At 64.4% G+C, this 20,610-nt stretch carries 19 protein-coding genes; 7 read left to right on the top strand and 12 right to left on the bottom strand.

The genetic code is table 11. From position 1 onward, the window contains the following. Positions 1 to 175 precede the first annotated feature (175 nt). The 6 genes from EOA16_RS19815 (at position 176) to EOA16_RS19840 (ending at position 6,234) form a co-directional block, all read left to right on the top strand. On the top strand, positions 176 to 1,786 hold the full coding sequence (locus EOA16_RS19815) for an ABC transporter substrate-binding protein (RefSeq protein WP_127259794.1): 1,611 nt from the start codon (positions 176 to 178) through the stop codon (positions 1,784 to 1,786). 264 nt (positions 1,787 to 2,050) lie between these two features. Beyond that, positions 2,051 to 3,037 carry an ABC transporter permease gene (locus EOA16_RS19820; RefSeq protein ID WP_127259795.1) on the top strand — a complete coding sequence of 329 codons (987 nt, stop codon included), beginning with the start codon at positions 2,051 to 2,053 and terminating at the stop codon, positions 3,035 to 3,037. Continuing rightward, entirely contained in the window at positions 3,034 to 3,858 is an 825-nt protein-coding gene (locus EOA16_RS19825) for an ABC transporter permease (RefSeq protein WP_127259796.1), read from the top strand. The genes EOA16_RS19820 and EOA16_RS19825 overlap by 4 nt, the downstream gene beginning before the upstream one ends. Then, a complete protein-coding gene (locus tag EOA16_RS19830) occupies positions 3,855 to 4,856 on the top strand; it encodes an ABC transporter ATP-binding protein (RefSeq protein ID WP_281035898.1) in 1,002 nt (333 codons plus the stop codon). The genes EOA16_RS19825 and EOA16_RS19830 overlap by 4 nt, the downstream gene beginning before the upstream one ends. Beyond that, the gene (locus EOA16_RS19835) at positions 4,853 to 5,629 is read left to right on the top strand and encodes an ATP-binding cassette domain-containing protein (protein ID WP_127259797.1); all 777 of its coding nucleotides are present in this window, start codon (positions 4,853 to 4,855) and stop codon (positions 5,627 to 5,629) included. Before EOA16_RS19830 ends, EOA16_RS19835 begins: the two co-directional genes overlap by 4 nt. A gap of 62 nt (positions 5,630 to 5,691) precedes the next feature. Continuing rightward, positions 5,692 to 6,234: an L-2-amino-thiazoline-4-carboxylic acid hydrolase gene (locus EOA16_RS19840; protein WP_127259798.1), complete on the top strand. Its 543-nt coding sequence runs from the start codon at positions 5,692 to 5,694 to the stop codon at positions 6,232 to 6,234. A gap of 139 nt (positions 6,235 to 6,373) precedes the next feature. On the opposite strand, the gene EOA16_RS19845 is transcribed toward EOA16_RS19840, so the two are convergent. Then, positions 6,374 to 6,985, bottom strand: coding sequence for an NAD(P)-dependent oxidoreductase (locus tag EOA16_RS19845; protein WP_127259799.1), 612 nt, complete (start codon positions 6,983 to 6,985; stop codon positions 6,374 to 6,376). Between the two features lie 41 nt (positions 6,986 to 7,026). Continuing rightward, positions 7,027 to 7,665 (bottom strand): DsbA family protein, encoded by a 639-nt coding sequence (locus EOA16_RS19850; protein ID WP_127259800.1) that lies wholly within the window; start codon positions 7,663 to 7,665, stop codon positions 7,027 to 7,029. A 131-nt stretch (positions 7,666 to 7,796) separates the two neighbouring features. Here EOA16_RS19850 and EOA16_RS19855 point away from each other — a divergent pair, with 131 nt between their 5' ends. Next, positions 7,797 to 8,714 carry a LysR family transcriptional regulator gene (locus tag EOA16_RS19855; protein ID WP_127259801.1) on the top strand — a complete coding sequence of 306 codons (918 nt, stop codon included), beginning with the start codon at positions 7,797 to 7,799 and terminating at the stop codon, positions 8,712 to 8,714. Between the two features lie 12 nt (positions 8,715 to 8,726). On the opposite strand, the gene EOA16_RS19860 is transcribed toward EOA16_RS19855, so the two are convergent. From EOA16_RS19860 to EOA16_RS32915, 10 genes are all read right to left on the bottom strand, one after another. Next, positions 8,727 to 10,343: a GMC family oxidoreductase gene (locus tag EOA16_RS19860; protein WP_127259802.1), complete on the bottom strand. Its 1,617-nt coding sequence runs from the start codon at positions 10,341 to 10,343 to the stop codon at positions 8,727 to 8,729. Then, complete coding sequence (locus EOA16_RS19865) at positions 10,340 to 11,854, bottom strand: FGGY-family carbohydrate kinase (protein WP_127259803.1); 1,515 nt, start codon at positions 11,852 to 11,854, stop codon at positions 10,340 to 10,342. Before EOA16_RS19865 ends, EOA16_RS19860 begins: the two co-directional genes overlap by 4 nt. Positions 11,855 to 11,876: 22 nt before the next feature. After that, complete coding sequence (locus EOA16_RS19870; protein ID WP_127259804.1) at positions 11,877 to 12,719, bottom strand: class I fructose-bisphosphate aldolase; 843 nt, start codon at positions 12,717 to 12,719, stop codon at positions 11,877 to 11,879. After that, positions 12,710 to 14,407, bottom strand: coding sequence for a glycerol-3-phosphate dehydrogenase/oxidase (locus tag EOA16_RS19875; protein WP_127259805.1), 1,698 nt, complete (start codon positions 14,405 to 14,407; stop codon positions 12,710 to 12,712). Before EOA16_RS19875 ends, EOA16_RS19870 begins: the two co-directional genes overlap by 10 nt. 21 nt (positions 14,408 to 14,428) lie before the next feature. Further along, positions 14,429 to 15,424, bottom strand: a complete 996-nt coding sequence (locus EOA16_RS19880) for an aldo/keto reductase (RefSeq protein WP_127259806.1) — start codon at positions 15,422 to 15,424, stop codon at positions 14,429 to 14,431. Next, positions 15,421 to 16,401: a sugar-binding transcriptional regulator gene (locus tag EOA16_RS19885; protein WP_127259807.1), complete on the bottom strand. Its 981-nt coding sequence runs from the start codon at positions 16,399 to 16,401 to the stop codon at positions 15,421 to 15,423. Before EOA16_RS19885 ends, EOA16_RS19880 begins: the two co-directional genes overlap by 4 nt. A gap of 24 nt (positions 16,402 to 16,425) precedes the next feature. Continuing rightward, entirely contained in the window at positions 16,426 to 17,412 is a 987-nt protein-coding gene (locus EOA16_RS19890; protein ID WP_127259808.1) for an ABC transporter permease, read from the bottom strand. 19 nt (positions 17,413 to 17,431) lie between these two features. Beyond that, complete coding sequence (locus EOA16_RS19895; RefSeq protein WP_127259809.1) at positions 17,432 to 18,967, bottom strand: sugar ABC transporter ATP-binding protein; 1,536 nt, start codon at positions 18,965 to 18,967, stop codon at positions 17,432 to 17,434. A 93-nt stretch (positions 18,968 to 19,060) separates the two neighbouring features. Continuing rightward, positions 19,061 to 20,092: a substrate-binding domain-containing protein gene (locus tag EOA16_RS19900; protein ID WP_127259810.1), complete on the bottom strand. Its 1,032-nt coding sequence runs from the start codon at positions 20,090 to 20,092 to the stop codon at positions 19,061 to 19,063. Positions 20,093 to 20,422: 330 nt separating this feature from the next. Further along, positions 20,423 to 20,610: hypothetical protein (locus EOA16_RS32915; protein ID WP_206517348.1), on the bottom strand; the 188-nt coding region annotated here is incomplete at its 5' end.

The following is a 20,610-nucleotide window of genomic DNA, read 5'->3' on the forward strand; positions in this document are numbered from 1 at the left end:
CCAAACTGGTCCAGCGGACAAAAATTTCAAAGCCAAGCGAGGATGCGCCAATTCCGTCTCTGGCGAAACCCTCGGCAAGGCTCATAATCGCCACCGCAAGGATGCCGGCGGGCTTGCCGACGTCCGAGGGGTATTGGCGCACCCGACCGGGTCGCGGAGAGGACGGAGTTCGACCATGTCAGGTTTCACGATTTCCAGACGCACGATGCTTGCCGGTTCGGCGATGCTGCTGGCCTCCACCGCCATGCCGGCACCGGGCTGGGCGCAGACGCCGAAGAAGGGCGGGCGGCTGGTGCTTGCCGCCGATTCCGAACCACGCAACCTCAACCCGGCGATTGTCGCCTCCAATGGCGTGTTCTTCATCTCCAGCAAGATCGTCGAAACACTGGCCGAAGCCTCCTTCGACGGCAAGGACGGTCTCGCGCCACGGCTGGCGCTGAGCTGGGAGGGTGCCGCCGACGGGCTCTCGGTGACGTTCAAACTGCGCGACGGTGTCAAATGGCATGACGGCAAACCGTTCACCTCGGCCGACGTCGCCTTCTCGGCGCTGCAGATCTGGAAGCCGCTGCAGAATCTCGGCCGTACCGTGTTCAAGGATCTGGCCAGCGTCGACACCCCGGACGATCTCACCGCCGTGTTCAAATTTTCCAAGCCGACGCCGTTCCAGTTGATCCGCAACGCGCTGCCGGCGCTGAGCAGCGTGGTGCCGAAGCACATCTACGAGGTTGGCAAGATCGAGGACAACCCGGCCAACAACGCGCCCATCGGCACCGGACCGTTCAAATTCGGCGAGTACAAGGCCGGCCAATATTACCGGCTGACCAGGAACACGGATTACTGGGGCAAGGACGAGCCCTATCTCGACGAGATCATCTATCAGGTGCTGCCGGATCGCACGTCAGCGGCGAGCGCGCTGGAGGCTGAAGAGATCCAGCTGGCAGCCTTTTCCGCCGTGCCGCTGGCCGACCTCGACCGCATCTCGAAAGTGCCGGGCCTGAAGGTGATCTCCAAGGGTTACGAAGGGCTGACCTATCAGCTCGTCGTCGAGATCAACCATCGCCGCAAGGAACTGGCCGACGTCAAAGTGCGGCAGGCGATCGCCCATGCCATCGACAAGGATTTCGTCGTCAAGACGGTGTTCCTCGGCTATGCCGCGACGGCCACCGGTCCGGTGCCGAAGAACGATCCGCAATTCTACACCGCCGATGTGCCGACCTATGCCTTCGACGTCGCCAAGGCCAACGCGCTGCTCGACGAGGCCGGCTACAAGAAAGGCGCCGACGGCAACCGCTTTTCGCTGAAACTGCTGCCCGCTCCCTATTTCAACGAGACCAAGCAGTTCGGCGACTATCTGCGCCAGGCGCTCGCCGCCATCGGCATCGACGCTCAACTGGTCAACAACGACTCGGCCGCGCACATCAAGGCGGTCTACACCGACCACGCCTTCGACCTCGCGGTCGGCCCACCGGTGTTCCGCGGCGACCCGGCGATCTCGACCACCATCCTGGTGCAGAGCGGCATTCCGGACAGCGTGCCGTTCTCCAACCAGGGCGGCTACAAGAACGACGCACTCGATGCGCTGATCTCCAAGGCATCGGAGACGCTCGACGCCACTGCCCGCACCGACCTCTACAAGGAGTTCCAGAAGGAGGTGGCCACCGACCTGCCGCTGATCAACGTCGCCGAATGGAGTTTTATCAGCGTCGCCCGCGACACGGTCGGCAACATCGCCAACAACCCGCGCTGGGCGGTATCGAACTGGGCGGACACGTATTTGGAATCGTGACAGAATTGCGCGGATGAAAGTTCGCGAGATCATCGTAGGCGTCGAGCTTTACGAGGCCCCCCTCTGTCCTGCCGGACATCTCCCCCTCAAGGAGGGAGATCAGCAGCTTGTCTGTCCCGCGAATTCTTCAACGTTGGAGATTGGCGAAGCCAAAAATGACAGCCAATCTCCCCCCTTGAGGGGGAGATGTCCGGCAGGACAGAGGGGGGCGCTCAGGCGCGACATCTCTCTTGGGCGACTCGGCGCCAAACTTTCGATGCCCCCATGACCCGCGCCCTCACGCTCATCCGCCGTCGCCTCGTCGGCAGCATCTTCGTGCTGCTGATCGTCGTCGTCGGCACCTTCCTGCTGCTTGAAGCGGCCCCCGGCGACGCGGTCGATGCCTATATCGTCTCGACCGGCGGCGACGCCGGCATGATCGAGCTGTTGCGTCATCGCTGGGGCCTCGACCAGTCCGAGCTGACGCGGCTGGCCAACTATCTCTGGGCCCTGCTGCATCTCGACCTCGGCCAGTCGGTGACGTTCTCGCGGCCGATCCGCGACGTGATCCTCGAACGCCTGCCCAACACGCTGCTGTTGATGGTCAGCGCCACCGCGCTCTCCTTCGGGCTTGGCTCGGCACTCGGCATCTATGCCGGCGCGCGGCCAGGCAGTTTCCGCGACCGCTTCCTGTCGATCGGCTCGCTGGCGCTCTATGCCGTGCCGGGTTTCTGGCTCGGACTGATGCTGATCGTCGTCTTTGCCGTCGACCTGCGCTGGTTGCCGATCGGCGGCATCGAAACCCTGGCTTCCGACAAGACCGGCCTTGATCGCGCCGCCGACATTGCCATCCATCTCGCCCTGCCCGTTTCCGCCCTCGGCTTCATCTATCTGGCGCTCTATCTGCGCATGATGCGCGCCGGCATGGCCGAGGTCTGGCGGCAGGATTTCGTCCTGGCCGCGCGGGCCAAAGGATTGTCACGCCGCCGCATCGTGCTCGCCCACGTCGCCCGCAATGCACTGCTGCCGCTGGTCACCATGCTCGGCCTGCAGTCGGCGCAGATGCTCGGCGGCAGCGTCGTCATCGAGAGCGTGTTTTCCGTGCCCGGCCTCGGCCGGCTGGCGCAGGAGGCAGTCGCCTCCCGCGACACGCCGCTTCTGCTCGGCATTATCCTCACCAGCGCTGTCCTGGTCATCGTCATCAATTTGCTCGTCGACATCGCCTACGCCTTCCTCGATCCCCGCGTCGGCGCCGGCGAGGCCGGCGCATGAGTGCCCTCCGCCGCTTTCTGCGCACGCCCGAGGCGGTCGCCGGTGCCATCCTCCTGGCGGTGCTGATCGCCATGGCGCTGTCGGCGTCGCTGTTGTTCCCCGGCGATCCGCAAGCGATTGCCGGGCCGGCGCTGCTGCCGCCGTTCCAGGACTGGTCGCTGCCGCTCGGCACCGACCGGCTTGGGCGCGACGTGCTGGCCGAGCTTTTCCACGGCGCCCGCACATCGCTGGCTGTGGGGCTGGCGGCCGCGGCGGCCGCACTTGTCGTCGGCGCGGTGGTCGGCACGCTGGCCGGCTTTGCCGGCGGTCTCGTCGACGAGGTGCTGATGCGCATCACCGACGCCTTCCAGACCGTGCCGAGCTTCCTGCTGGCACTGGCCTTCGTCAGCGTCGTCGGACCGTCGCTCGGCGTCGTCGCCATCGCGCTCGGCACCTGGACCGGACCTGCTCGGGTCGCCCGCGCGGAAGTCCTGTCCATTCGCGAACGTGATTATGTCGCCGGGGCCAGGGTCATCGGCATGCACCCGCTGGCAATCGCCTTTCGCGAGGTGCTGCCCAATGCCTTGCCGCCGGTGCTGGCGATGTCGTCGGTGATCGTCGCCGCCGCGATCCTCACCGAAGCGGCCTTGTCCTTCCTCGGCTTGGGAGATCCCAACCGGGTCACCTGGGGCGGCATGATATCAGAAGGCCGCGCCGTCCTGCGCACCGCGCCCTTCCTGTCGATCGTCCCGGGCATAGCGCTGGTGCTGACCGTGCTCGGCGTCTATCTCGCCGGTGAAGGCATCGTCGAGACGACAGCGGTCAGGAGAGGCCTGTCGTGACCGCCCTGGCTACGATCCGCGACCTGACCGTCACCTATCGCCGAGACGGCAGTGAGGTGACGGCGCTGAAGGGTGTCAACCTCGACATCGTCGCTGGCGAACGCCTCGCCATCATCGGCGAAAGCGGCTCTGGCAAGAGCACGCTGGCACTGGCCGTTGCCGGGCTGTTGCCGGCGAGCGCCAGGATCGAGGGGCATATCGATTGGTTTATGCCACCAACATTGGGTGCCAAGGCACCCCCCTCTGTCCTGCCGGACATCTCCCCCTCAAGGGGGGAGATTGGCAGTTCCACGGTCGGTTCCTCCCCTACTGCCAGCGTGATTGGCGAAAGCGGAGATGAGGGCGCAATCTCCCCCCTTGAGGGGGAGATGTCCGGCAGGACAGAGGGGGGCGCCGTAGAGCGCCAACCTTTTCATCGCAGTGGAGTGCCCCTCCACGGCCGCGACATCGGCTTCGTCTTCCAGGATCCCTCCGCCAGCCTCGATCCTGTCATGACCATCGGCAAGCAAATCGCCGAAGTCGCGCGCACGCATCTCGGCCTCACCTGGTCCCAGTCCTATGCCAGGGCCAAAAGCCTGCTGGAGCGCGTCCGCCTGCCGGACCCGGACTCGGCCTTGCGCGCCTTCCCGCATCAGCTTTCCGGCGGCCAGAAGCAGCGTGTGGCGATCGCCGCAGCCATTGCGGCCGGTCCGAAAGTGCTGATCGCCGACGAAGCGACCAGCGCGCTCGATACCATCGTGCAGGCCGAGATCGTCGCCTTGATCCGACGCCTGGTGACCGAGGACGGCATGACGCTGCTGTTCATCAGCCATGACATCGCGCTGGCGGCCGAGCTTGCCGAGCGCGTCGCCGTTTTCCGTCATGGCCAGTTGGTCGAGCTTGGCATGACGGCGCAGATTGTCGGCGCCCCGGCCCAGCCCTATACGCGCGCATTGCTCAATGCCCATATCGGCCTCGACACCAGGCCATTGCTGGACCGAGCCGGGCTCCACGCATGAGCCTGCTGGCGGTGTCCAACCTCACCAAGCGCTACCGTCGCGGCGGCAAGACCATTGCTGCCGTCGACGATGTCTCCTTTCACGTCGACCCAGGCGAAACGCTGGCGTTGGCAGGACCTTCCGGCAGCGGCAAGTCGACGATCGCGCGGCTGGTGCTGCGATTGATCGAGCCGGACGACGGGCGCATCGAATTCGAAAGCGACGATTTCCTGGCCCTGCGCAGGGCAGCACTGCGAGCGCGCCGTGCACGCCTGCAGATGGTGTTCCAGGACCCGCTTGCCGCCTTCAACCCTCGCGCCACGGTGGCGCGTGTGCTCGACGATCCCTTGCGCATCCATGGCATCGCCTCCCGCGCCGAGCGCCCGCGCCGCATCGCGGCCTTGCTGGAGCGCGTCGGGCTCACGGCGGACCTCGCCCCACGCGCCATCCACGAAATCTCCGGCGGCCAGCGCCAGCGCGTCGCCATTGCCCGGGCCATCGCCACGAAGCCGTCGCTGATCGTGCTCGACGAGGCGGTGTCGGCGCTCGACGTCTCCGTGCGCGGGGAGATCCTCGAGCTTTTGCTCGACCTGCAACGCCAGGAAAAGATCGCCTATCTCTTCATTTCACATGATCTCGGCGTCATCCGGTCGATCGCCCACCGCGTCATCCTTCTCGACGCTGGACGAGTTGCCGAGAACGGCGATGCCCGAACCGTCATCGACGCACCGCAATCGGCCATTGGCAAGGCGCTGGTGGCGGCAGCACCGAGATTGAACCGGGCCGGACCATGATCCCGAAAAGTGGGATCCGGTTTTCGGACAAGATCATGGTCAAACAACAACCAGGACGCAACATGACCGACGCCGAAGCCAGAGCTGCAAAACTGTCGCGCGAACTCGATTCCGCCTTTCGCAACCGCGCCGATCTCTACCGCCTGTTCCTCGACGAACTGACCGGAGAGCTGGGCGCCGAAAAGGCCGAAGCGATCATGATCCGCGCCATCGAACAGCGCGGCAAGGAAGTCGCGGCTGCCGCCTTCGCCAGCTTTGGCCCCAATGACGCACGCGCCATCGGCGAGGCCTTCCTGGCTGTCAGCCCGGATGGCGGCCTGATGTATCCGACCGACGTCGAACGCAGCGATGACCGCATCGCCTTCAGGGTGAAGCGCTGTCCTCTGAAGGACGCCTGGGTCGAGGCCGGTGTCGGCGACGAAAAACTCGCCACGCTCTGCCGCATTGCCGGCGCCTTCGATCGCGGCCTATTCGAGGCGACTGGGGTGCGTTTCGACAATGTCACGTGGACGCCGGGCCACGGCTCCGGCTGCTGTCATATCGCGCTGACAAACAGAGCCAAGGCTCAAAAAGCAGACGATGCTGGACGCATCTCGCAGGCATGACAGCCCAGCACTTCCTGCGAGGCGCTGAGACAGGACGGGCTCGTCACCGAGACCTACCGGCGTGCCGGTGTCCGCGAAGCGCTGATGCGGCTGGCGTCGGCCGGCCTCGATTGAGGCTCGGCCGCCGCCGCCCGTTCGCTCAATAGCCGACAGTGAAGCGCTGCCTGATGTGGGCCGGCTTCTCGATCTCGTCGACCATGACGATCGCATAGTCCTCGAAGGAAATGCTGCTGCCCTTGTCGGAGGCGAGAAGCGTGTCCTTGCCGAGACGGAATTTGCCGGTGCGCTCGCCAGGCACGAACATGGCGGATGGCGACAGGAACGTCCAATCGAGGTCGCCGACCGTCTTCAATCTGTCCAGGAAGTCGGCGCCCTTCTGCGCTTCGGCCTTGTAGATATCAGGGAATTCAGGCGTGTCGACCAGCCGCTTGCCGGGCGCGACTTCGAGACTGCCGGCACCGCCAACGACGAGATAGCGCTTCACGCCGGAGGCCCGCACCGCCTCGATCAGCGTATCGGCATCGCTGTCCAGGAAGTGCACGGAGCTGATCACCGCGTCATGGCCGCGGATCAGGTCCGCGAGACCTTGACTGTCGAAGACATCGCCCTTCCTGGCCGTCACGCCCGGAAGCGCTGCGATCTTTTCCGGGTTGCGCGCAATGCCGGTGACTGTATGGCCGCGATCGGAGAGTTCCCTGAGAAGGCGCGAACCGACAGCGCCCGATGCACCAATGAGAGCGACTTTTGCCATGTCTATTTCCTTATTTCTTGTTGGGGGTCTGGAGGATGGGATCACGCCGCCGCGATATGGGCGACGAGATTGTCGAAGCTGCCGAACAGTGCGTTCGAACCGATGAGCCGGGGCGCATCATTGCGGATGACCGCCAGGGAAGGCACGCCATCGGCATGCAGGCGCTGGAACAGCGCACGGCCACGGCCAACCAGATCGCGGTGAACCGTCAGCAATGTTTCAGTCGGCGCCTTGAGCATTTCGGCGGCGTCCGCCATGCCGGCGGCGGCAAGCACCTCGGCGACGCCACCGATCGTCACGACATCGCGGCCATCGACATAGCGCGCCCGCTGGATCGCCTTCAGCGCCGCAAGCCGGCGGCTGGGATCTTCCAGGCCGGCAGCGCTGATGCCGAGCGTGGCGGCATGCGAGTCGAGAAGGGTCCCACGGACATTGAGGACATTGTGCCGGTAGGCCGGGGTGAACACTTGTTCGGTCAGGCGCTCGATGCGCTGGTCGTTCGCCCAGGCGTGCGCCGCAAAACCTTCATCCATCGGCCGCGCGCCGGCGCCGGAAAACAGGCCGGTCGGCAGCAGTTCGACGCGCACGCCGGCGGCCGACAACCGGTCGAGCATCGGGGCGGCACCATAGCACCAGCCGCAGAGCGGATCGAAAAGATAGGTCACTTCTGAATTGCTCATAGTCGCTGCCATTCCTGTCCGGCTACCGGACTCATCGAGGCCGTCGCTCATATGTGGCAGACGGCGGCCTTGCGATAAATGGCGCCCAATTATACAAACTGTCTGATCTGATCATACAAAAGGCAGTCAGCTTGGCCGAACTTCTGAACCTCAATAGGCTCGCCTACTTCACCACGGTGATGGAAACCGGCTCGTTCACTGCCGCAGCCGACCGGCTTGGCGTCGCCAAGGCCGTGGTCAGCCATCAGATCGGCAAGCTCGAAGAGGAACTGGGCGCAACGCTGCTGCAGCGCACGACCCGGCGTGTCACGCCGACCGAAGAGGGTCGCCTCTTCTATGACCGCGCGATGATCATCCTGCGGGAAGCGGAGGCGGCCTATGGCGAAATCTCGCGCGGAGCCGTCGAACCGAGCGGAACGCTGAGGCTGACGGCGCCGCTCGACTACGGCACCAAGATGGTGGCTCCGGTCATGGCGGCCTATCTCAGAACCTATCCGCATATGCGCGTCGAGGCGATCTTCGACGACGCCGTCAGCAATCTGGTGGACGAGCAGATCGATCTCGGCATCCGTGTCGGCTGGCTCACCGATTCCTCGAACCAGGCGCGGCGCCTGGGGACGATCCGGCAAACCGTGGTGGCGAGCCCTGGCTTCGCGGCGAGCCTGCCGCCCGACGTGACGCCGCGCCAGGCAAGATCGCTGGCCTGGGTCGGCAACACCCAGTTGCGCGGCATCGGCCAATGGCTGTTTTCCAGGGATGGCGAGACGGTGTTGACCGAACTCAATCCGGTGATCATGTGCGACAAGAGCCCCGCCGCCCTGGCTTGCGTGCTCGTCGGCATCGGGCTCGGTGTCTTTCCGGACTACAGCGTCAGCGACGATATCGCCGAGGGGCGGCTGGTGCCGGTGTTCGCCGACTGGAGCCTGCCGTCAGGCGGCATCCACGCCGTCTTTCCGCCGGCCCGGTTCCGTCCCGCCAAGGTGCGCACCTTCGTCGATCTGCTCGCGGCGGCCGAGAGACGGCGATCGCGCGGTGTTGCCACGGCTTGAAGCCGATGGCGGTCAGCGGGCCTCTTGCAGGATCATCTCGGCTGCCTTTTCCGCGATCATGACGACCGGCGAGTTGGTGTTGCCCGAGACGATTGTCGGCATGATCGAGGCATCGACCACGCGCAGCCCGCCAAGCCCGTGAACACGCAGGCCATCGTCGACCACCGCCATCGTATCCGAACCCATCTTGCAGGTGCCGACGGGGTGGAAAATTGTCGTACCGATATCGCCGGCCTTGCGGATGAGCTCTTCATCGCTGTCATACTGCGTGCCGGGCAGCATCTCTTCCGGCGCAAAGCACGCCACGGCCCGGGCCTTCATCAAACTGCGGACATGGCGCAACGACGCGACGGCCACGCTGCGGTCTCCCGCGGTGGAAAGATAGTTCGGTCGGATCTTCGCCGCCTCCCGTGCATCGGATGACCCCATATGTACGGTGCCCCGACTTTCCGGACGCAGATTGCAGACCGAGACGGTGACCGCGGGAAAGCGATGCAGTGGCTCGCCCAGACGGTCGGTGCTCAGCGGTTGCACATGATATTCGAGATCGGGCGTTGCGAGGCGCGGATCGCTCCTGGCGAAGATGCCGAGCTGGCTTGGCGCCATCGACAGCGGCCCACTGCGCTTGAGCGCGTATTCCAGCCCCATCGACGCACGGCTGACCAGATTGTGGTAGCGCTGGTTGAGCGTCGCAGTGTTGGCGACCTTGAAGACGGTGCGGATCTGCAAATGATCCTGCAGGTTTTCTCCGACGCCTGGCAAGGCATGACGAACGTCTACGCCGATGCCCGAGAGCAGGTCGGGGCGACCCACCCCCGACAGTTCGAGCAGCTTCGGCGAGTTGATGGCACCGGCTGCAAGGATCGTCTGTCCAGAGCGAACCTGGTGCAGGCGGTCACCTTGGCGGAAAACCAGTCCGGTGACGCGCCGGCCGTCGAATTCGAGCCGTTCGGTCTCCGCGCCGAGCACCACGCGCAGGTTCTTGCGCGCCGCGATGCCACGCAGGAAGGCCTTCGATGTGTTCCAGCGGACGCCCTTCTTCTGGTTGACCTCGAAATAGCCCGAGCCTTCATTGGTGCCGGTGTTGAAGTCTTCGGTGCGCGGAATGCCGAGTTCCTCGGCCGCGTCCCGGAAGGCGTCAAGGATCGGCCATGAAAGCCGCTGCCGTTCGACGCGCCACTCGCCGCCGCTGCCGTGCATGGCGCCTTTGCCGCCGTGATAGTCTTCCGATTTGAGGAAATAGGGCAACACGTCGTCCCAGCCCCAGCCGGCATTGCCGGCCTGACGCCAGCCATCATAGTCGGCTGCCTGGCCGCGCATGTAGATCATGCCGTTGATCGATGAACAGCCGCCAAGCACCTTGCCGCGCGGGTAGTTGAGGCTGCGTCCATTGAGACCGGCTTCCGGCTCGGTCTTCATCATCCAGTCGGTACGCGGGTTGCCCATGCAGAAGAGGTAGCCGATGGGGATATCGACCCAGTGATAGCGGTCGCTGCCGCCGGCCTCGAGCAGCAGCACACTGTTGCGCGGATCGGCCGAAAGCCGATTGGCGAGCACGCAGCCGGCGGAGCCGGCACCGACGATGACGTAATCGTAACTGCCGAACGGGGACGGTGAAACTTCAGTCACGTGCGCGCCTGCTGTCCGGCGATGCGCTCCCATAATGGGGTCATCGCCTGGTTGATCTCGCCGTAGAGTCGATACCGCCGTGCGTATGCGTGAGCAACCGCCTCGTCGGGTACAAAATGTCGGGCCGCCGCTGTCATGGCGGCGGCACCGGCACTGTAGTCCGCGAAAATGCCGACGCCGGTACCGGCAGCGATCGCCGCTCCCAGCGCGCCAGTTTCGCGGCTGCGCGCCACGGTGACGGGCACTCCGAGCACATCGGCGAATATCTGCGGCCACACGCTGCTGCGCGAGCCCCCGCCCGACAGCACCACCTGGTCGAAATCAGCGCCCGCTTTGTGCAAGGTCTCGACATGGCGCTTGTGCTCGAAGGCGACACCCTCGAACAGCGCGCAAAGCAGATGGGCTCGGGTATGCCAGCCGGCGATGCCATAGAAGCCGGCGCGCGCATGGCCATTCTGCTGCGAGCCGTAAAGGAAGGGATGATAGATCGGGATGTCACCGTTGGGATCGACGGACGCCACCAGTTCGCTGCACAATTCGAACGGCGACTTGCCGGCTTCGCCGCCATGTTCGAGGAATTCGCGAACGATCCATTCGAGATTGGCGGCCGAGGTCGCACTGGATTCGATCGCCAGATAGCGCTGGCGATCGAAGGTCGACAGCATGAAGATCGAAGGGTCGCGGATCGTTTCGTCGGTGATGACCTGGTTGATGCTCCAGGTTCCGGCGATGACCGAAGCGGCACCGGTTCTGGTCACGCCCGAACCGACCGCGCTGGCGACGACATCGAACAGCCCGGCGACGACCGGCGTGCCGGCGCGAAGTCCCGTCAGGGCCGCCACGGCCTCGCTGACATGGCCGGCAATGTCAGCCGATTCCAGCACTGGCGGCAGCAGGTCCATGCAATCGCCGAGCCCATAGGCGGCAAGCAGGTCGGGCTCGTAGCGGCGGTCCTGCATCTGCAGCAGACCGCAGCCCGACATGTCTGAAGTATCGCTGCTGCGCGCGCCGGTCAGGCGATTGACGACGAAATCCTTGCACAGGAACACAGTTCCGATGCTGGCGAACAAAGCCGGCGAAAAGCGCTTGAGCCAGGCAAGCAGGGTCGGCGTCTGCGCCGCCCACGGCCGTTGCAGGCAATGTGCATAGGTGCGGTCGCCGACATTCTGTTTTGCCCATTCGGCGACGATGCCGACCGCGCGCGTGTCGAGCGACTGGATGCCGATCAATGGCGCGCCCGTGCGATCGAGCGCGTAGAGCCCGTTGCCATGGCCGGCGCAGCCGATGGCGACGATCTCGCCGGCGTCGATACGAGCTTCAGCGATGCATTGGCCGATGACCGAGACCGCGTTGCGCCAGAGTTCGTCAAGGTCGCGTTCGACATGTCCGGGCTTTGGCATGGACGAGCGGCCGTCACGGGCGGCGAATGCCAGTTCGCGGCCGGACAGGTCGAAGAGGATGGCCTTGATGACGGTGTTGCCGGCATCGAGACCGAGGATATAGCTTGCCATTGGCGCCTCCCGAGGCCGCAGCCTATGCCTGGTTGTACAGATCCCAGGCCGTGCCGCCATCGGCATCGTCGTGAATGATCGCCATCAGCCCGCGCACGACAGCGCTCGGGTTGGCGTGCTGGTAGATGTTGCGGCCATAGACCATGCCAAGCGCACCCTGTGCCATCAAGGCGGCCGACTTGTCGAACACGGCGCGCAGATCCTCCTTGCCGCCGCCGCGCACCAGCACCGGGCAGCGCGCCGCCTCGACGACGCGGTGGAAGTCGTTGGGATCGGTGCTCGGATCGGCCTTGACGATATCGGCACCCATCTCGCGGGCAAGCCGGGTCAAGGTGACGATCTTTTCGGCATCGCCGTCCACCATGTAGCCGCCATGCTCAGTGACCGGCAGCATGGCCAGCGGCTCGATCATCAGCGGCAGGCCGTATTTCTCGCAATCGGCGCGCACGCGGGCGATGTTCTGCACGCATTGCCGGAACAGGTCCGGCTCGTCGGGCAGCATGAACAGATTGACCACGACGCAAGCCGCATCCATCTCGATGGCGCCAAGCAAGGGCTCGGCTTCGTTCTGCAGCACCGCCCACATCGCCCGGTGCCGTATCTTGTTATAGGGATTGCCCATGTCGATGCGCATCACCAGCGCCGGCTTGTCCTTGCCAGGCACGGATTGCAGCAGGTCGGCCTGGCCGTAGTTCATCTGGATGGCGTCGGGACCGGCCTTGACCAACTGATTGACGACACCGGCCATGTCTTCCAGCCCGGCAAGGAAGCTCGGTTCGTTGCAGACGCCATGATCGATAGCCACGTCGAGGCAGCGGCCGCCACCGAACAGCCGGTTCATGCGGACTTTCTTGTTTACGCGCATAGGGCGCTCCTTTGATGCGTCTGGAGGTCGATGGCGTGCCGGTCGGCCAGCAAGGCGAGGAAGGTCGAGCGCTCGGTGGCGGCCTCGCTGGCGCTCCAGCCCTTGTGCGCCGCCAGCATGTCGAGAACGGTGTTGACGAGGTCGAAGCTGAGACCGCCTGAAATGGCGATGGTGGTGCGGCGCAGGAACAGATCAGCAAGGCACTCGACCTGTTCGCGCTCGATGATGCGCCCGATTTCGCTTGCCGAATAGTCCGACAGTGGCAGCATCTGTTCGCCCGCCGGGTGCGAAACGAAATCCCTGGCCGACGTGCCATAGCGCTGCAGAAGTGTGTGCGCACGCTCGACCGGCAGGCCATGCTCGGCAGCGAATGACGCGCACCAGACCTGCGGGTCGGCCGGAAAATCACGGCCGCCACCGATGGCCATATCCTGCGTGCCCTTGCTGCGCGCGAGGCCGAGCCGCTTCAACGCCATATCGGCGGCCAGCGCTCCAAACGAACGGAAGGTGGTCCACTTGCCGCCGATCATGCACAGTGTCGCCGGCAGGTGTCCGGCCGGTTCGACGAACTCGCAAAAATGATCGCGCGGTATTCGGCTGGTAAAACTGTCCTCGCTGGCGGGCAAAGGACGCACGCCGGCGAAGCGGAACACGATCTGGTCTTCGGTGACCTTGATCGAGGGAAAAACAAAGGCGAGCGACTGCAGGATGTAGCGCTGCTCATCCTCCTCGCAACGGACCTTGTCCGGATCGTCCACCCGGATGTCTGTCGAGCCGATCAGCACCTTGCCCAGATAGGGGAACAGGATGCAGATGCGCCCGTCCTCGTTCTCGTAATAGACCATGTGGCCGCCGAGTGCGGCGTAGAGTTCTGCATTGTCGACGATGAGATGCGAGCCCTTGGTGCCGCCCATCATCGTCTGCGCCGTCGCCCCGATGGCCTTGTTGGTCAGGTCGATCCAGCCGCCGCTGGCGTTGATCACCAGTTGCGCCCGTACCGGCAGTTGTTCGCCCGTCAGCGTGTCGGTAATGGAGAGGCCGTCACCTGTCGACGATACCTGAGCGTAGTTCAAGGCGCGGGCGTTCGCCGCGCTCGCCATGGCGTCCAGCAGCATCTCCAGGCCGAGGCGTTCGGGCCGGCTCACCCAGGCGTCGTAATAGGTCGCCGAATTGCGGATCGCCGGATTGATCGCCGGCCATGTCTTCAAGGTCTCGGCGCGGCCCCTGAACCTGTGCGTAGGCATCAAACGCCGAGCCGCGGTGAAAAGGTCATACATGGCCAGCCCGGCTTTGATGACCAGCGCCCCGCGCCGGCTCGGCCGCCGCGTCAGCCCCAGGAAACGCACCGCACCGTTGGCAAGGCCGGAGAAAATGTCGAAGATCGGCACCGTCGTCGGCAGCGGGGCCACATAGTGCGGGGCATTTCTCAGCAGCCGGTCGCGTTCGAGCAGCGATTCGCGCACCAGTTTGAATTCGCCGTTTTCGAGGTAGCGCAGGCCGCCATGCACCATGCGCGACAAGGCAGCACTGGCGCCGCTGCAATAGTCGCCCTTTTCCGCCAGCACGACATCGACGCCTTGCAGCGCCAGTTCGCGAAAGACGCTGATGCCGTTGATGCCGCCACCGATGACGAGCACGGCGATATCAGGCCGGTCGCGCAGACCGGCTAACGTATGGCTACGGTTCATCGGGGCTGTTGCCTTTTTTGCTCAGGCATCCATCGCGGTGAGATGCGCGGCTGCCGCGGCGTCGATTGCCGCAAGCTCGCTTGCCGCAAGCATGATCTCGCCGGCCCGCGCATTGTCTCGCGCCTGTTCAGGATTGCGCGCGCCGCACAGGGCGAAGGTGATGCCCGGCTGGGCGAGCGTCCAGGCGATGACGATCTGCGCCGTCGACGCCTGGTGGTTCTCGGCGATGGGGGCGATTGCCTCTTTCAGCTTTGCCACCTTCTGACGGTTGGCCGTGGAGAAGCGTGGGTTGTCCTTGCGCTGGTCGTCGCCGCCGAATGTGCGGCCGGGTTCAACCGTGCCGGTGAGCAGCCCCAGCGCCAGCGACGAATAGCTGAGGGTAGCGATGTCGTGCGCGCGCGTGATCGGCAGCAGGCTGCCTTCGATCTCGCGATCGATCATCGAATAGCGCTCCTGGATCGCATCGAGCTGGCCGGCGTCGATATAATGGCCGAGGTCTTCGGCGCTGACATTGCTGGCGCCGATGGCGCGGATCTTGCCGGCTGCCTTGAGCTTTTCCAATACCGCCACCGTCTCGGCGATCGGCGTCGTCGGGTCCTGCCAATGGGTGATGTAGAGGTCGATATGATCGGTGCCGAGACGTCGCAGGCTCTGCTCGACCTCATGGGCGATGCCGTCGGCGCCAAGATAGCGATGCACCGGCTTGCCGTCCTGGTCGAAGAAATGGCCGCCCTTGCCCGAATGCCAGTTCAGCCCGCATTTGGTCGCGATCACCACTTTGTCGCGCTTGCCCTTGATGGCGGCGCCGACAATCGCCTCGCTGCGGCCAAGGCCGTAGGCCGGTGCGGTGTCGATCAGGCTGAGGCCGGCATCGATCGAGGCTTCTATCGCCCTGACCGACTCCTTCTCGTCGGTGCCGCCCCACATCCAGCCGCCAATCGCCCAGGTGCCCAGGCCCACAGCCGACGCCGATGTGCCGGACTTGCCGATCTGCCGCTGGATTTGTCGAGAATTCATGCTGCCTCCTGTTCGGCCAGCTCGAGGATCTGGAGCCCCGTGGCCTCGTCCGTGACGATGGTGTCGAGATGGTTCCCACGCATGGCGGCGAGGATCGGCGCGACCTTGCTGGCGCCGCTTGCGATGCCGATCGAGCGCGGGATGGTGGCGAACTCGTCAAGCGTCAGCGAGACCAGCGAACGGTTGAGCGAATAGTTGCAAAGCTTGCCCTGGCGATCGATGAGATGGGCGAGCAGCTCGCCTGTCGCTCCGGACTTCTCGATCGCCTGGCGATCGGCATTCGAGGACGGATGCAGATCGTAGTAGCTGGAATCGTCGGTCAGGATGGAGCCGATACCCACCACTGCGACATCGGCCTCGCGCGCCTTGCGGAAAACGTCGGCGACGGAACTGATGCCCATCAGCATCTCACGCTGCTGCGCGGTGTCGGCAAACAGCGGCGCATGGATCTGATAGGCGCGTCCGCCGAGCTTGTCGGCCATCAGCGACGCGACGTGATTGACGTCGGTGTAGTGCTTGCCCTGGACCAGTCCGGTGGCGGGGATGATTTCGACATCGTAGCGGCGCCCGGGCTTCAGACCGGCAACCAGCGCGCTGACACCCTTGCCGCCGGTGATCGAGATGGTGTCGCCATCCTTGATGGTGTCGAGCAGCAGCCCAGCCGCCGCCTCGCCGACCCGCTGCAGGGCGGTGTGTGGGTTGTCGGAGACCGATGGCACCACCATCGCCCGCTCGATGCCACCCAGCGCCACCAGCCGCGCTTCCAGGTCGACCAGATGGTCGATCGGTGACTTGATCTTGATCTCGACGAGGCCGAGCTGATGACCGCGCTTGATGAGCCGGTTGACGGTCGCGTGCGAGATGCCGAGTTCCCCGGCGATCTCGGCCTGGGTCTTGCCTTCGACATAATGCAGGACAAGCGCCTGGTGCATCTGGCGGACAGCGGCGATGTCGTCGCGGGTGTTGGGAGGGGCCATGGCCTTGTTCGGTGCCTTTAGAGTTCAGGACTTCTTGCGGTGCAGGAAGTGATCGATCGACACCGCCGCCAGCAAGATGCATCCCTTGATCATGTCCTGCCAATAGACCGAGACATCGAGCAGGATAAGCGAGCTCGTCACCACCGACAGCAACGCCATGCCGAGGATCGCCCCGAAGATGGTGCCCGAGCCGCCATTGAGCGAGGCGCCGCCGATGACGGCCGCGGCGATGATGTTGAGCTCTATGCCGGCGCCGAAGGTCGGTGTCGCCGCGCCGAAGCGTGCCATGTAGATGACACCGGCCAGTCCGGCGAGGGTCGAGCACAGCACCGTGACCCAGAACTTCACCTGATTGGTCCTGATGCCCGAGAACTGCGCGGCCTTCTCGTTGGAGCCGGTATAGAAAACCTTTCGGAAGGCCGTGGCGCGGCGCAGCAGGAAGTCGAAGATCGCCACCACGACGACGAAGATCAGGATGACATAGGGGATGTTGTTGAAACTGCCCTGGCCGATGGCCTTGAAAGCGGGCGGCAGGGTGAATAGCGACAGCGGCGTGCCCTTGGTGACCACAAGGCACATGCCGCGCACGATGACCATGGCCGCCAGCGACGTGATGAAATGATTGAGCCCTATCACCGTGACGAAGAAGCCCATCGCCGCGCCGATCAGCGCGCTGACGCCAATGCCGATCAGGCTTGCCGTCCATGGATCGAGGCCGGCGAGGAACAGCGCGCCGGAGACCACCATCGAAAAACACACGACCGAGCCGACGGAAAGGTCGATGCCGCCGACGATGAGCAGGATGGTCATGCCGACAACGACGATGCCTTCGATGGAAAAGCTCATCAGCATGGCGCGGAAATTGCCCCATGTCAGGAAGTGCGGCGAGGCAAAGCTCATGGCGATGCACAGTGCCAGGATGATGACGATCAGCCCGGCCTCGCGCATCGATGCGAGCTGAGCGAAATTGATGCGCCGCACGGCACTGGCGGCCTTGATCTCGGCGTGCACGAGCGCTTCTCCCGATTCCCTAGGCGACATTCTGGGCCTGCCTTTGAGTTGAACTGTTGTGGACGCCCGAGGCGAGCATGATGATGGCTTCCTCGCCGAGCTCGCTGGCGGAAAGCTCGCCGGCGATCCTGCCTTCGCGCACCACCAGGACGCGGTCGCACAGACCGATCAGCTCCGGCAGTTCCGACGAGATGACGATGACGCCTACGCCGCTGCCGGCGAGCTGGCGCAGCAGCCGGTGGATCTCCACCTTGGCGCCGACATCGATGCCGCGCGTCGGCTCGTCCATGATGATGACCTTGGGATCGACGGACAGTTGCCTGGCGATGGCGACCTTCTGCTGGTTGCCGCCGCTCAGCGTCGAGACGACGGCATCGATGCCGGCCATGCGCACGCCGAGCCTGCCGGTCAGCTCCCTCGCCTGGCGATCCTCGGCCTTGCGGTCGAGCAGGCCGAGGCGCCCGGTCAACCTGGCGAGGTCGAGTGCGGAGATGTTCGCCGCGATCGGCAGATCGAGGAATACGCCGGAGCCTTTGCGGTCCTCAGAGAGATAGACCAGCCCCGCCTTGACCGCATCGCCATAGCTGCGCAGTTGGAGCTGCTTTCCGTCGAGTGCGACGGTTCCAGACGTGCTTGGCCTGAGGCCGCAGACCGTTTGTGCGATCTCGCTGCGGCCGGCGCCGATCAGGCCGCCTATGCCGAGAATTTCGCCGGCACGAAGCTGCAGATCGACGTCGGCGAAGCGGCGGCCATCGGAAAGCCCCTCGACCGAGAGGAGCAGGCGCCCCGGCTCTTGCGGCGCCAGCTTGTCGGGATAGAGCTGGGTGATTTCGCGGCCGACCATCTTGCGCACGACATCGTCCGGTGAAACGGCGGCGACCTGATCGGTCGCCACGTAACGGCCGTCGCGGAAGACGGTGACGCGGTCGCACAGCGAGAATATCTCGGCCATGCGGTGGCTGATATAGACCACCGAAATGCCACGTTCCCTGAGCCCGCGCACGATCGAGAACAGGCGCTGCGCTTCGCTTTCGGTGAGTGCCGCGGTTGGCTCGTCGAGCATCAGCACCTTGCAGTCGAGCGTCAGCGCCTTGGCGATCTCGACAAGCTGTTGGTTGGAAATGGAGAGGTCGGCGACCCTGGTGCGCACCGGAATGGGCGCGAGCAGGTCCATGACCTTCTGGGCGTCAGCGTAGAGCTTCTGGAAATTCATCAGCGGCGCGCGCCGGCTGTTGATCGCGGCCATGTAGATGTTTTCGGCAACGGTGGCGTCCTGACACAGCGCGATTTCCTGATGGACAAGCGCAATGCCGAGACGTTGGGCGGCGGCGGGCGAGTGGATCGAAATGCGCTCACCATCGATCAGGATATCGCCCTCGTCGGGCTGCAATACACCGGCGATCATGTTCATCAGCGTCGACTTGCCGGCGCCGTTTTCTCCGCACAGCGCATGGATTTCGCCGCGCCGCAGCTCGAACTGGACGTCGCTCAGCGCCTTGACCGCGCCGAACGCCTTGGACAGGCCGCGGATTTCAAGAATGGGCGCCTGGGTCACGCAATGCTCCTGCGATGCTTGCGGGGGGAAGGAGGCCGAAGCCTCCTTCCCCGGTGGTTCGGCCTTGCCGAGGCCGGGGCGGTGAGATCGAGATTATTCCTCGATGCCCTTGGTGCCGCGACGCTTGAGGTACTTGTCCCAGTAGAAGTCGTCCGCATTGTCCTTGGAGACGATGGAGAAGCCATTGTCGACGAAGGGCACGCTCATCGGGTTGAAGCCCGAACGCTTGGCGTCGTTCATCGGGTCGATCAGGCCGGGATGCTTGGCCATCCACAACAGCATGAAGCCCATATAGCCCTGCATGCCCTGGTTGGGATTGACCGAGCCGAAGATCTCGCCGGCCTTGATCATGTCGAGGATCTTGGCGTTGACGTCGGCGAGCATGACGCGGATCTTGCCGCCGCCTTCCTTGGCCGCCTGGGCGGCACCGATAGCCGAGTTGGCTTCGGGCATGAACACGGCACCGAGGTCAGGATGCGCCTGCGCCAGGCTCAGAACCGCCTGATAGGCCTTGGTCGGATCCTGGTTCGAAGCGGCGCGGCCGACGAGCTTCATGTCGGGCCATTTGGCTTCCATGCGGGCAACGAACGCGTTGACGCGCTTGTCGTGGTTGTCCTGGCCGGGATTCTCCAGCACCGCATATTCGCCCTTGCCGTCCATCGCCTTGGCAACGGCGTCGGCGGCATAGGTGCCTTCGGCATTGTTGTCAGAGGTGATGTAGGAGACGCGCTTGGAATTCGGCGAGTCGGCGGCGAAGGTCACCACCGCAGTGCCCTGTTCGATGGCGCGGTTGATCGGCTCGATGAACGGATCGGAGTTCATCGGGTGCACCAGTATGCCCGCCGGCTTCTGCGCCAGCGCCTGGTCGAAGGTGGCGATCTGCTTGTTGACGTCGTATTCCGGCGTACCCGTATAGGCGGTCTCGCAGCCGAACTGCTGGCCGGCCTGCTTGAACATTTCATAGACCGGGAACCAGTATTCGACGCCCGAGACCATGACGTTCATGACGTATTTTTCACCCGGCTCGCATTTGAACGGGTTGGCGGTTTCAGCAAGCACCTGAGCCGAACCAAAACAGGTCGACGCAGCCGCCGCGATCGCGAGCGTGCTCAGAAATTTGCGCAAGTTTCCTCCCTTGGCCGAAGCCATCCTCAATGACCGTCGCAGGCACTCGGCGAGCGCTGCCGTATGGATTTGATGATGCCGACCTTCCTCCGAAAGCCGACGATTGGGACATTACAGCCCGGGCGCGTATTGTCAATATAATTCACATAGTGAAATATATTTCAAGACCTACTTCCGGAAATTCATACGTTCCGTTCGGCGAAGCTGGTCGCGGCCGCCAAGGTGCCGTACGGCTGGGCAAGGCCTTTCCGGCCTTTGGTGGCGAACCGGTGAGGGTGGCGGGGTGTCTGCACCGGGAGCTCGCGTGGAGCCCTCCCGCCGGCCGCGTCTTTATTGCTGCATCGGCTTACGGCAGCCTTCGGACCATCCGGCGTATTCCGGGAAGCTTCGGCAGTCCCGTTGACCGCGCAGGGCCTGCGGGCTTTGTGCCTTGCGGGCTGTTTTTGATTTGGTTTGGGGGGAGAGGATTTGAGTTTTCTGTCCGGGGCTGGGCTTCGCCTGCTTGCGGGTCGCTGATG

It is taken from the genome of Mesorhizobium sp. M7A.F.Ca.US.008.03.1.1 (assembly GCF_003997495.1).
Lineage (GTDB): Bacteria > Pseudomonadota > Alphaproteobacteria > Rhizobiales > Rhizobiaceae > Mesorhizobium.

Coding starts and splice junctions, on each gene's coding strand:
- EOA16_RS19870 (WP_127259804.1), bottom strand. CDS start 12,719: ATGCGCGTAAACAAGAAAGTCCGCATGAACCGGCTGTTCGGTGGCGGC.
- EOA16_RS19850 (WP_127259800.1), bottom strand. CDS start 7,665: ATGAGCAATTCAGAAGTGACCTATCTTTTCGATCCGCTCTGCGGCTGG.
- EOA16_RS19835 (WP_127259797.1), top strand. CDS start 4,853: ATGAGCCTGCTGGCGGTGTCCAACCTCACCAAGCGCTACCGTCGCGGC.
- EOA16_RS19845 (WP_127259799.1), bottom strand. CDS start 6,985: ATGGCAAAAGTCGCTCTCATTGGTGCATCGGGCGCTGTCGGTTCGCGC.
- EOA16_RS19820 (WP_127259795.1), top strand. CDS start 2,051: ATGACCCGCGCCCTCACGCTCATCCGCCGTCGCCTCGTCGGCAGCATC.
- EOA16_RS19875 (WP_127259805.1), bottom strand. CDS start 14,407: ATGAACCGTAGCCATACGTTAGCCGGTCTGCGCGACCGGCCTGATATC.
- EOA16_RS19880 (WP_127259806.1), bottom strand. CDS start 15,424: ATGAATTCTCGACAAATCCAGCGGCAGATCGGCAAGTCCGGCACATCG.
- EOA16_RS19815 (WP_127259794.1), top strand. CDS start 176: ATGTCAGGTTTCACGATTTCCAGACGCACGATGCTTGCCGGTTCGGCG.
- EOA16_RS19825 (WP_127259796.1), top strand. CDS start 3,034: ATGAGTGCCCTCCGCCGCTTTCTGCGCACGCCCGAGGCGGTCGCCGGT.
- EOA16_RS19885 (WP_127259807.1), bottom strand. CDS start 16,401: ATGGCCCCTCCCAACACCCGCGACGACATCGCCGCTGTCCGCCAGATG.
- EOA16_RS19840 (WP_127259798.1), top strand. CDS start 5,692: ATGACCGACGCCGAAGCCAGAGCTGCAAAACTGTCGCGCGAACTCGAT.
- EOA16_RS19865 (WP_127259803.1), bottom strand. CDS start 11,854: ATGGCAAGCTATATCCTCGGTCTCGATGCCGGCAACACCGTCATCAAG.